The sequence below is a fragment of the Bacillus sp. NPDC077411 genome, assembly GCF_044543425.1.
In the GTDB taxonomy this organism is placed as follows: domain Bacteria; phylum Bacillota; class Bacilli; order Bacillales; family Bacillaceae_G; genus Bacillus_A; species Bacillus_A bruguierae.
In genome coordinates, this window is record NZ_JBITWA010000001.1 from 366,376 (window position 1) to 378,317 (window position 11,942).

11 protein-coding genes are annotated in these 11,942 nt (G+C 36.0%); 3 read left to right on the forward strand and 8 right to left on the reverse strand.

Annotated elements, in window-relative coordinates; genetic code table 11:
* Positions 1–34: 34 nt before the first annotated feature.
* On the reverse strand, positions 35–1,015 hold the full coding sequence (locus ACIGHG_RS01880) for an NAD-dependent epimerase/dehydratase family protein (protein WP_336472148.1): 981 nt from the start codon (positions 1,013–1,015) through the stop codon (positions 35–37).
* 313 nt (positions 1,016–1,328) lie between these two features.
* Here ACIGHG_RS01880 and ACIGHG_RS01885 point away from each other — a divergent pair, with 313 nt between their 5' ends.
* The 3 genes from ACIGHG_RS01885 to rfbB all read left to right on the forward strand — a co-directional run bounded on the left by ACIGHG_RS01885 (position 1,329) and on the right by rfbB (position 4,125).
* Positions 1,329–2,078: a TIGR04325 family methyltransferase gene (locus tag ACIGHG_RS01885; protein WP_396546908.1), complete on the forward strand. Its 750-nt coding sequence runs from the start codon at positions 1,329–1,331 to the stop codon at positions 2,076–2,078.
* Positions 2,079–2,399: 321 nt separating this feature from the next.
* Positions 2,400–3,149 carry a sugar phosphate nucleotidyltransferase gene (locus ACIGHG_RS01890; RefSeq protein ID WP_336472150.1) on the forward strand — a complete coding sequence of 250 codons (750 nt, stop codon included), beginning with the start codon at positions 2,400–2,402 and terminating at the stop codon, positions 3,147–3,149.
* Positions 3,142–4,125 (forward strand): dTDP-glucose 4,6-dehydratase, encoded by a 984-nt coding sequence (gene rfbB / locus ACIGHG_RS01895; protein ID WP_336472151.1) that lies wholly within the window; start codon positions 3,142–3,144, stop codon positions 4,123–4,125. The genes ACIGHG_RS01890 and rfbB overlap by 8 nt, the downstream gene beginning before the upstream one ends.
* A gap of 495 nt (positions 4,126–4,620) precedes the next feature.
* Here the strand turns inward: rfbB and ACIGHG_RS01900 are convergent, their stop codons facing one another.
* The 7 genes from ACIGHG_RS01900 to ACIGHG_RS01930 form a co-directional block, all read right to left on the reverse strand.
* Entirely contained in the window at positions 4,621–5,418 is a 798-nt protein-coding gene (locus ACIGHG_RS01900; RefSeq protein ID WP_336472152.1) for a glycosyltransferase family 2 protein, read from the reverse strand.
* Between the two features lie 42 nt (positions 5,419–5,460).
* On the reverse strand, positions 5,461–6,399 hold the full coding sequence (locus ACIGHG_RS01905) for an O-fucosyltransferase family protein (RefSeq protein ID WP_336472153.1): 939 nt from the start codon (positions 6,397–6,399) through the stop codon (positions 5,461–5,463).
* 104 nt (positions 6,400–6,503) lie between these two features.
* Positions 6,504–7,436, reverse strand: coding sequence for an O-fucosyltransferase family protein (locus ACIGHG_RS01910; protein WP_396546911.1), 933 nt, complete (start codon positions 7,434–7,436; stop codon positions 6,504–6,506).
* 79 nt (positions 7,437–7,515) lie between these two features.
* Positions 7,516–8,448 (reverse strand): O-fucosyltransferase family protein, encoded by a 933-nt coding sequence (locus ACIGHG_RS01915; protein WP_336472155.1) that lies wholly within the window; start codon positions 8,446–8,448, stop codon positions 7,516–7,518.
* A 105-nt stretch (positions 8,449–8,553) separates the two neighbouring features.
* Complete coding sequence (locus ACIGHG_RS01920) at positions 8,554–9,198, reverse strand: FkbM family methyltransferase (protein ID WP_396546913.1); 645 nt, start codon at positions 9,196–9,198, stop codon at positions 8,554–8,556.
* Positions 9,199–9,481: 283 nt separating this feature from the next.
* On the reverse strand, positions 9,482–10,444 hold the full coding sequence (gene gmd, locus ACIGHG_RS01925; RefSeq protein WP_336472157.1) for a GDP-mannose 4,6-dehydratase: 963 nt from the start codon (positions 10,442–10,444) through the stop codon (positions 9,482–9,484).
* Between the two features lie 86 nt (positions 10,445–10,530).
* A complete protein-coding gene (locus tag ACIGHG_RS01930) occupies positions 10,531–11,940 on the reverse strand; it encodes a glycosyltransferase (protein ID WP_396546915.1) in 1,410 nt (469 codons plus the stop codon).
* Positions 11,941–11,942: the final 2 nt, after the last annotated feature.

Below are 11,942 nucleotides of genomic sequence, written 5' to 3' on the forward strand. Positions count from 1 at the left end.
ATCATCTGTGATTTCTCTTACGTATTGATTCCATCTACAAATAATAATCTTTATATTTTCTAAAATACTCTATAGTCCTGACTAACCCATCATACAAATTCACTTGAGGAACCCATCCGCTCTCCTGATGAAATCGGGTGGATTCAGCGTAAAAATCGCCAATATCAATTTCCTTGTACTCTTTAGGAAAAGGTACAGTCTCAATTTTCAAATCGCCGCAAATTTCAGCTAAAATCTGCGCTACCTCTTTTAAACTAGCCTTTTCACCGCTAAGATTATAAACATTTCCATAACAAGTTTTCGTTTGTGACGCTAACATTAACGCTTCAACAACATCATCTACGTAGTTAAAATCGCGAAGTTGTCTGCCGCTGCCGAATAATTGAATGCTCTCACGGTTTATTGCACGATTGATAAACCACCCCATAAAGCCTTGCTGCGCATTTTTTACAAACTGCCGCGGACCAAAGGTATTTGTTAATCGAAGAGAAACTGTTTTTAAACCATATATCTTTGCATACAGAGAATAATATTGTTCTGCTGCCAATTTATTGATTCCATTAATATCCGTAGGATTAAGAGGATGACTTTCATCTACGGGAAGATATTGTGGCGGCCCATAAAATTGACGTGTGCTGGTATATAAAACGACTGCATCCGGATTATATTGCCTGCATGCTTCCAGGAGCATCAGGTGTCCCATCACGTTAATTTCCATATCCAGCAGTGGATTGGTCATACTGTATCTATGGCCCACTTGCCCGGCAAGATTAAAAATATAATCCTTATTACGTACTATATCGGATAAACTAGACCAGTCACGTATGTCAGAAATCTCAATATTTACTTGATTGCGTACAGATTCAATATTAAATAAATTCCCACCCAATTCCGGTATTAGAGAATCCATTAAAGTAACTCGTGAACCATCATCAATCATTCTTATCGCCAGATTACTGCCAATAAAACCAGCTCCACCTGTGATTAGAACACTTTTACCGGAAAACGCCGCCATATTATCACCTCACACTATTTATATACACACATAGCATGTAAGTAGAATGATTTTTTACCGTGCTTCTAAAATATACAACCTAATCATACTAGACCGAGGCGATATCCCATTTTTCAGTAGGCTCAAGAGTATTTGAACAACATAACATTTTCAACATAAAATATCTAAAGAATGATAGGCCCGCAAAGACTACGGAAAATCAGGAAATTTGATATATTAGATAATCTGAAAGAAGTTATTATTAAAGGTTAAGTTAGGAGAAGCGGTATATGAGAGGGGTTCTGGATTAAAAAATTCAATGGAGGTTAACGGTATGACAGGTAAAATATACGGTTTTTCAGGAAATTACAGTTCATGGCAGGAAATACAGGAAATATCAACCGGTTATGATACATCGAGAATTTTAGATAAAGTAAAAGAAGCAGCATTAAAAGTGAAATCGGGAGAAGCACTATGCGAGAGAGACTCCATACTGTTTAATGAGTGCGAATATGTGCAGCCCTTAATTCGCTGTTTATTGCATATCGCTTCTTGTAACAAGAATAAACTTCGTATCCTTGATTTCGGTGGTTCTTTAGGTTCCTCATATTACGCGTGCCGAAATTCTCTTAAGCATTTAGATGAGCTAAGCTGGAATATCGTTGAGCAAAAACATTTTGTAGACTGTGGGAAACAGTCGTTCGAAGAAGGTCCCTTGAAATTTTACTATAGTATAGACGAATGCGTGCAAATGGAAAATCCCCATCTGATCTTATTTTCAGGTGTGATTCAATATCTTGAGAAGCCATACGAATTTTTAGAACAAGTGATGAAATATAATTTTAAATTCATTCTATTTGACAGAACTCCATTTTTTGATGTTGAAGACCGTATGACCCTTCAGATTGTCCCCCCTGAAATATATGAAGCCAGCTACCCGGCATGGTTTTTTAATTTAGATAAATTTCTTTATTTTTTTAGGACCAAATACGATATCATAGATGCATTTGATTCATTTGAATCATGGAAGCTAGAGGATGCCCAATCACAGAATAAAGGTTTTCTTTTCAAAAAAAGTATTTAAATGATGCAATTGTTCAAGGATTTAGCTGTATCAATAATATTCGGTCAGCGAGTTCAAACTCGTTGACTATTTTATTAAGCCCTAAACGATCCGTGATTCCAATCAATCTTTTTAAACATGGAAGCCCTCTTCGTACACAGAATTTACGTAATAAGAAATGCTTACTGAACTTTTATGACAGCAGGGTTATTCTACTCTAAAATATTCAAAGACTTTCAATGTAACGAAATAGGCTGTATATACATAGTGTAATAAGAAAAAACCATAGGATGCTACTGCTGTTATTCTTTGCATTCGTACAGCATTAAAGAGGTGAAAGTTTTGAAAGGAATAATTTTAGCAGGTGGACACGGTACAAGGCTTGCACCACTTACAAAAATCATTAATAAACATTTACTTCCAGTCGGTCCGTATCCGATGATATATTGGTCTATTCAAAAGTTAAAAGAAGCTGGAATTATTGATATTTTGATTGTTACAAATCCAAAAGAACTAGACAACTTTATCATTCTTTTAGGTTCTGGTGAAGAATACGGAGTTAAACTCACGTATAAAGTTCAAAAGGAGGCTAATGGCATTGCGGATGGAGTATATTTGGCAAAAGATTTTGTTAAAAAAGAAAAGTTTATTGTATTACTAGGTGACAACATTTATAAAGATTCATTAAAACCTTACATCCAATCGTTTAAATATCAAAAAGATGGAGCAAAAGTATTGCTTAAGGAAGTTCCGGATCCACATCGATACGGAATAGCAACTCTAAATAAGTTGACGAAAATTATCACTTCAATTGACGAAAAACCATTATCACCAGTAACCAATTATTGTGTAATTGGTGTGTATATGTATGATAAAAAAGTATTTGACTATATTGAGAAAATTGTTCCATCCAAACGGGGTGAATTAGAAATCACGGATGTTAATAACATGTATATAGAGAAAAATAAATTAACCTATGATTTTCTTCGACATTGGTGGATTGATGCTGGAACATATGAAGCTTTATTCAAAGCCAATTCTCTCGTTTATCAGGATATAAAGAAAGAGAGAGCGAGGATAACTAATGACTGAAAACCTATTAATTACTGGAGGATGCGGGTTTATCGGCTCACATTTTATTCGGTTATTGCTGAAAAACACGAATGTCAGTATTACGAATATCGATGCATTAACGTACGCATCAAACAAAGAAAATACTGAGGACTTTGAAAACAATCCAAATTACCGTTTTATCAAAGTTGACATTACGAAAAAAGACGAATTAGATAAAGTATTTGATCAAACATACGACATGATTATCAATTTTGCAGCAGAAACACACGTTGATCGTAGTATCGAAAATTCACACTCGTTTGTTCATACGAATGTATTAGGCACCTATTACTTGCTTCAAAAAGTTCTTGATGGTAAAGCAAAAAAAATGCTGCAAATTTCAACAGATGAAGTATATGGATCATTAAAAGTAAATGAGCATCCATTTAAAGAAACCCATCCTCTTTCTCCAAATAATCCTTACTCAGCAAGTAAAGCAAGCGCTGATTTACTTATCCATTCTTTTTATCGAACGTATAAAATTCCGGTAATGATTACACGATGTTCCAACAACTATGGTCCAAACCAAAATTCCGAAAAACTCATCCCGAAAGTAATTTTTCATGCCCTTCATGATAAGAAAATACCTATCTATGGTGATGGACAGAACGTAAGAGATTGGTTGTTTGTCGAAGATCACTGCAAGGCAATCTATACTATTATGGTGAACGGAAAGCCAGGAGAAATCTATAATATTGGTGGAAGTAATGAGAAATCAAATATTGAAATTGTGAAAATCATATTGAATTATATAGGAAAAAGCCATGATTTAATTGCATTCGTAACCGATCGAAAGGGTCATGACAGAAGGTATGGAATTGATTGGTCAAAAATGAAAAACGGGTTCAACTGGCAGCCAAATACTCCTTTTAACAGGGGAATTAAAATGACGATTGACTGGTATATGAATCATCAAGATTGGTTTCATACCTCTTCTAACGTTGAGCAAGTATGAAGAGGTTAATTCTGGTTAGGATGGTCAGCTCAGCAGAACACCTTAACTTTATGGCAACGGTGGAAAAAAACATGAATACTAGGGTTTATTTCACCTAATCCAAAAGGCAGTACAAATGGTAGAAAATCAAATTGGATCCCCTACGTATACAAATAACCTCGTTACTACAGTTCTATCATTATGAGGCAAGTCATATTGAACTCCCTTTCGTTAAAATTATTGTGTTGATTACCACTTCAAGCAAGTGCCTGCCACTCTATATCAGCCTTACGATAACAATTTCTTGGCACGTTCAAAAAGAAGGAACAGTGTATACCCTCACACTTTCCCTTCTTTTTGAAAGACTAAACTATGTATTTTTTAGTACGCACTACTCCTTAGAACACCTATTTTATTTTTCGTTCGAGCCATCTATACAGTGTGCTGTGGATTCCAATAATAACTAAAAAAGCGAAGTCATCTTCTTCAGAAACTCCGCTTCAAATCCTTTCTTAACTACAATATGTTCTTATCCTCTTCTGAACGCGTCAGCTGTTTCCACAACTTCTCGGGATTCTGTGATACTATATAATAAAAATATTGATTCAGCCATTGATCCGAAGTAGATCCATAATTTTTAGTACTTGCTCTAATGATTTCCGGGAGTCCGACATCAAAATATTTTGTCATGGTCTTGCTATCCTTGTGCATTCTGGAAGTTGCCAGAACATTTTTAATAAAACCGATCGGATAATGTTTGGAAATTCTCATCCATAATTCGTAATCCATGCAAAAATGAAATTGCTCATCTATTTCGCCTACCGTATCAAATACTTCTTTACGTATAAATGCCGCAGGCTGACAAATAATACATCCTTCGTATAGCCGCTTTCGATTAAAAGGCTCAACAGGATAGGGACCAAGCACCTCACTCTGCTCATCCGTATAGTTTGCTCGTCCATATACCATTCCCCATTTCGGATTTTGCTGCAGAGCAGACACCGCTCTTTTTACAGCATGAGGCATATAAGTATCATCCGAATTCAGCCAACCTATAATTTCTCCTTTGGCCATATCAAGTCCCTTATTAATGGCATGAGATTGCCCCCGATCTTTTTCTGATACCCAGCGAAAACGTTCTCCGAGGTAATTGTATGACTGTAAAATTTCTACTGTGCTGTCTGTTGACCCTCCGTCAATGACGATATGCTCTAAATTAGGATAATCTTGAGAAAGCACACTTTCAATCGTTTCTTGAATAAACTTATCCTGTTGATAAGAGGGAGTAATAATACTGACAAGCGGTTGATTCATGCATATACCTCCTTGTTTTCATTTCATTCTTAATAGGCTTATTTATAGAAGCTTAATTGTTCCTTCCGGCCAATCTTTTAGACGACTGACTGCTACTGAAACATTAGAAGTATGATTACCGATAAAATAATCGCATTTCATGGCTAGATACGTATCTCTAATAATATCTAGACCTTTCTGTATTGTACTATAATAAGGTACACCACCATTATGCACAGAAACATGATCATAAGGTGTTCGCTGGCAGTTAGTATAAATTAATTTATTACCATACAATCCTTTATATCTTGTCAAAATACTCTCAGAATCTGTTAGCAAAAAAATAGATGCTGTCGGATTATTTATTAGATAATGATCAATTTCTTGCGGATATAAGTCATTAACCTGATATAAATCCGGACGCTCATTAATTTTGTCGCTACCACGAATATGCACTCCTAAAATAGGATATTTATTTTCCGTATTTTTAAGATAAAAGTCTTCGATTTCAGCAGATAGATAAGGTTGCAATTTAAAGTATTTTCGATAAAGATAGTCATATACATCTTTAACCCCCAAACCATATGCCGGGTGACCTTCTTTAATCCATTGTGTAAGATAGTCTACATAAATGTGCACATTACTTACCAACACATTTTCAGGTCTACCAAAAACACTAGCTATAGCTACATACTCCAAATCTGTTAAATCTTTTGTACCTGGGAAACGTAAATTACTATAATTCCATTTTGATGGATAGCAGGTATAATTTTCTTTTTCAAGATCATAAACGGAATAATTTGATACAGGCAAAAAATACATTGTAAATGCATCTTTAACTAATGGAGCCTCAGAAGCATACAAAGAATCGGCTCCCCAAAAAATGATGGGAATGCGGTCGGTGAGTTCAGCGATTAAAAGTTGACCGGCAACATGTGATATATCTGACCAGAAACCGTTTTCCCAAGCTTTGATTAACAAAAAGCGATTACTTTCGTTCACAAATATTCCTTCCCTTTATATTATATTGTATTGTATTACTAAGTTTTCTCGTCTTAAAGTTCTTTAGTGATTTCATTCGATACTGATTATATGCTGTCAATTTTTCAATACTGAATAAGCTTAATTGTCCCTTCCGGCCAATCTTTTAGACAACTAACCGCTACAGAAACATTAGAATAATTGGCACCAATAAAATGATCGCATTTCGTGGCAAGGTACGTGTCTTTAATAATATCTATCCCCTTCTGTTGTTTGTTACAAAAAGGTAATCCTGCATGCACTGAAAAATTTTCATCAGATGTTCGTATGGAGTCGGTATAAATTAATTTATTACCATATAACTCTCGATATCTTGCCAAAATATTTTCACTATCTGTAAGCAAAAATATAGCAGCCGTCGGATTATTTTGTAGATAATTATCAATTTCAAGAGGATATAAGTTATTAAGCTGATATAAATGGGGAAACTCGTTAATTTTGTCACTGCCACGAATATGCAGCCCTAACAAAGGATGTTTATGCTTCATATTCTTAAAGTAAAAATCTTCGATTTCAGCAGATAAATAAGGTTGTAATTTCAAATATTTTTGATACAGATAGCTGTATGCATCTGGATACCCCATACGACATGCTGGGTGACTTTTGTTAATCCATTGTGTAAAATCGTGTACATAAATGTGACGGGTACTTACCAATACATTTTCTAATTTAGTAAAATAATCAGCTACATCGACTACATCATGAATATCCCTCAATCGTAAATTATCACGATTCCATCTGGGTGGATAATATGTGTAATACTCATGTGCAAGATCATCAACGGAGTAATTTGATACAGGCAAAAAATACATCGTAAATGCGTCTTCAAACAGCGAATGTTCAGAAGCATACAAAGAACCTTCTCCCCAAAAAGTTACAGGAATACGACCGGTAAGTTCTGCGATCAAAAGCTGTCCGACAACATGCTCTACATCTGACCAGAAACCGCATCCCCACTCTTTGATTAGTAAAAAACGATTATTTTCGTTCACAAACATTCCTTCCCTTTATATATCTATGTCTTAACTTTCTTACTTAAAGCGAATTCAGTGACTTATTGAATATGCTGAACTTATTCTAGTGCTGAATAAGCTTAATTGTCCCTTCCGGCCAAACTTTAAGGCGAAAGACTGCTAAGGAAACATTAGAATAACTGGCGCCAATAAAATGATCGCATTTCGTAGCGAGATAAGTATCTGTAATAATATCAATACCCTTCAGCCTTGTGGGATAATAAGGTAACTGGTGCAGAGGAATAGTATCATAAGGTGTTCGCATACTGTCAGTACAGATTATTTTATCGCCATATAACTCTTTATATTTTTCTAAAATACTCTCGGAATCTGTTAACAAAAGAATGGATGCTGTTGGGTTATTTTTTAGATAGTTATCAATTTCTTGCGGATATAAGTCATTAAGTTGAGATAAATTCGGAATTTCATCAATTTTGTCACTGCCACGAATATGCACTCCTAAAATAGGGTGCTTATTTTTCATATTCTTAAGATAAAAATCTTCGATTTCACCGGACAGATACGGTTGCAGTTTAAAATATTTATTATAAAGATAGCGGTGTATATCATGAAACTCTAAACCATATACTGGATGATTTTCTTTAATCCATTGTGTAAAGTACAGTATAGACATGTGAACATTACTTACTATTACATTTTCTGACCTATTAAAAAGACCAGGTATATCTTGTGCACCTGAAAAGTCTAATTCACCTGGCAAGCGTAAATTATTTCGATTCCATCTTGATGAATAGTAGGTGTAGTTTCCTTTTTCAAGATCATAAACGGAATAATTTGATACAGGCAAAAAGTACATTGTAAATGCATCTTTAACTAATGGAGCCTCAGAAGCATACAAAGAATCGGCTCCCCAAAAAATAATAGGAATGCGGTCGGTGAGTTCAGCAATTAAAAGTTGACCAGCAACATGCTCCATAGCTGACCAGAAACCGCATTTCCAAGATTTGATTAGTAAAAAACGATTACTTTCAGTCACAAAGCTACCTCCCCATTCGTAGATATTTGAATATTTTTATCCGGTTTACTTAAATTTCTAGAATTTTATCAAGCTGTACTATCAATAAAAGTTAAGCTTCTTGGACTATATGACTGAAAACTTACTCTTGTTATACAGAAATATATCATCAAATGGTAATTTTTCTACTAACCTGTAACCCTGCATTGCTAGAAATTCTTGCACACTTTTCTCTTGATAATTATTTTCCGCTACAATACATTCAATCTTCACCTTTTTAAAATCAATTGACTGAAGAATTGCTAATTCCGCTCCTTCGCTGTCAACACTTAATAGATCAATATGAGTAACATTGTGATCATCCAAAATAGATTGCAGGGTATATGTTTTAACTTTGATAACCTTACAACTTCCACCACGCTCTTGTAAGTCCATGTCTATTCTTTTTTTATCTCTGAAATCAAATTTATCAACCAGGCCACTAAGCATTTCTACTGGCCCTTGTATCTGTAAAAAGTCTTGATATCCATTTTCATTGGATATCGCTCCTTCTATACAAATGCACTTCCTATTTTTACTCAATAATTCAAATACTTCTGGTATTGGCTCAACACAAATACCATTCCAATTTTTGTGCTGTTCAAAGAAATAGCTGTTACTGAGATGTATTCCATTATGAGCCCCAATGTCGACAAAAAAACCATTTTCCATTTCCTGGAATATTTTTTCATTCACAAATTTATCCTGGCCAATCTGGCTATAATATTGCAATCGTAAGCCCCCCGCTTCAATATGCTTTCGTTACCTCTAAATCCTACTTCTATTCTTGTAACCTAATATAAGGTGCTTCTGTTTCACCCTATATATATCCATTTTAATTTTTCGACATATAAGTCGCTGCTATGCAAAATACGGCATGACCAGCTACTTGCTTTCTCCTTTTGTTTTAAAACATTGCATGTGGTAGGAAAAGGCCCTGACCGTTTCTATACGCAGCCAGATGCTCTCGTTCTCCCTAAAAAGAAAGAAGTTTTTAACTTATATATAGTGTCCTTTACTTAACCCGTTCCAAGTCAGCGTCAACCATCATTTGGATCAATTGTTCTAAGCTGGTCTTAGCTGTCCAGCCTAATTCGCTCTTGGCCTTAGTCGGATCCCCAAGAAGTAAATCCACTTCTGCAGGACGGTAAAGTTGTGGATCGATAACAACGTAATCTTGATAATTTAATCCCACATAATTGAAGGCGATTTTACACATTTCTTCAACTGTTGTAGTTCTTCCAGTTGCAATTACATAATCATCCGGTGAGTCATGTTGGAGCATTAACCACATCGCTTCCACATAATCTCCAGCAAAGCCCCAATCTCGTTTTGCATGAATATTTCCTAAACGAAGTTCTTTTTGCTGCCTAGCAACAATCCGAGCTACAGCGTCGGTGACTTTTCGCGTGACAAACTCAATTCCTCTAAGCGGTGATTCATGATTGAACAGAATTCCATTGCAGGTAAACATATCGAAACTTTCTCTGTAATTTTTCGTCATCCAGTAACCAAAAACCTTAGATACGCCATAAGGACTTCTTGGATAAAAACGAGTTTCTTCTGTCTGTTCAGGCTGCTGGATCATTCCGTACATTTCACTGGAAGAAGCTTGGTACATTTTAATTCCAGGATCGATTTCTCGAATAGCTTCCAATATGTTCAGGGCACCAATACCTGTGACTTGTGCCGTCAAAATTGGTTGCTTCCAGGATGAAGCGACAAAACTTTGTGCTGCTAAGTGATACACTTCGTCAGGTTTTGTCAGCTTTAAAGCTCTTAAGAGCGATGGGAGATCAGTCACATCCCCTTCCACGTATTCCACCTCATCGGTTATGTTCAAGAAATCTAATCTCCAAGATGTGTTGGAACTGCGCCGCGGAAACAAACCGGCCACTCGATATCCTTTATCCAAAAGGAATTTTGCTAAATAAGCACCATCCTGCCCTGTAATACCAGTAATAAGAGCTGTTTTCATACGAATGAACCTCCTCCTATTAAATTCCTGAGTAATACTGCCTTGCTTTGCTTCGTTATAAAAATTTTAATCCCCTATTAAAAGAACTATATTTCCAAATAACAAGTTCTCATCATGAGCCAGATCTTCTCCTGAAAATCCTTATTTTCTCGCTCCATGTTATTGGCAATATAAACGAGATGCTCAATTGCAGATTTATAGTTTTTTTGTCTAATATAAATGACTGCTACATTGTACCTTGTCATAAGTAATGAGGGATATACGGATAAAATATTCAGATATATCTCTAACGCATCATCGATAAGGTTTTCTGCATACAGTTCATTTCCATGTTCCAGCTCCATTTTAATGATATCTTCCGCGGTTGGTTTCGGATTCAATTCCTTCTGAGCTAGCTGTTTTATTCTATCGGAAACGGCCTGTGCACTCTTTTTCCAGGTAAATGAGGATAAGATCTGCTTACTAGCTTTCTGTCCTTTCTCCTTAACCAATGTACGATTCTCGTAGGCAAATCGCATTACCTTCTGCAAATCATTCCTGTCAATTGATAACCACCATGGATAATCTACCGTATCGAGATTACTTACTTTTTTCTCTGGTAAAGCAACTTCCTTTGAGGAAACGAAGAATGCTGTTTCTTCGTTACAAAAATCCCGGCACGATCCTTTATCCGGTACAATTACCGGGATGCCACAAGCCATTGCTTCCGTAATCGGCAACCCAAATCCTTCTCCTCTGTATGGATGAACTAAGCAATCACACGCTTTATACAATCCCGCCAGCTCCGCTTCCGAAAATTCCTTATCCATGTATATAATACTTGGATTACTTGGATTAGCCATTGCTTCAAGAATCATTTTCTCGAGCGTTATTCCTTTGTAAAAAGATTGAGTCCCGGTATCTTTGATGAACAAACAAACATCATCTTCTGCAGTAAATTCATTAAGATAGGCCTGAAGCAGAATATCGATTCCCTTACGGCCAATTGTTCCCCCGACGAATAGGAAGCGAAAAGAGGAGGGTTCTAAAGCTAGAGCTTCAACACCGTTGTGAAATATTTTTTCATCTACACCAAGGGGAATCACATGAACTTTGTTTTCAGGAATACCGCAACGTGTGTAGCTTTCCTTATTGTATGCACTGTAAACCCAGATTTCATCTGCCCAATACTTCATAGGGATATACCATTCTCTGGGGATTGCACCATATTCCCATGGCTGCATACAAATCCAATGCCTGCTTTTTGGCATCGTCCACTCGGGCGGCCACTGGTGAACAATTGTAAAATCTGCTTCAGGAAAAGGCAAAAATCTCTCCTTTTCTTCTACTGCTGTAAGAGATTGGGAATTCAACTTCTCTGACTCAGGCACCTTTATTCTAAGGTCAATTTGATGATCTTGCCGAAGATATTTACAAATACTTCGGTTTACGATCGCAAGACTATAATCGGCAAATTGAGGACCAGCCCAGTTTATTTTGAATGTTCCTATTTTCAATG

Bases quoted from the DNA above. Each gene is read 5' to 3' on its own strand.
- ACIGHG_RS01880 (WP_336472148.1), bottom strand. From the start codon at position 1,015: ATGGCGGCGTTTTCCGGTAAAAGTGTTCTAATCACAGGTGGAGCTGGT.
- ACIGHG_RS01885 (WP_396546908.1), top strand. From the start codon at position 1,329: ATGACAGGTAAAATATACGGTTTTTCAGGAAATTACAGTTCATGGCAG.
- rfbB (WP_336472151.1), top strand. From the start codon at position 3,142: ATGACTGAAAACCTATTAATTACTGGAGGATGCGGGTTTATCGGCTCA.
- ACIGHG_RS01900 (WP_336472152.1), bottom strand. From the start codon at position 5,418: ATGAATCAACCGCTTGTCAGTATTATTACTCCCTCTTATCAACAGGAT.
- ACIGHG_RS01910 (WP_396546911.1), bottom strand. From the start codon at position 7,436: ATGTTTGTGAACGAAAATAATCGTTTTTTACTAATCAAAGAGTGGGGA.
- gmd (WP_336472157.1), bottom strand. From the start codon at position 10,444: ATGAAAACAGCTCTTATTACTGGTATTACAGGGCAGGATGGTGCTTAT.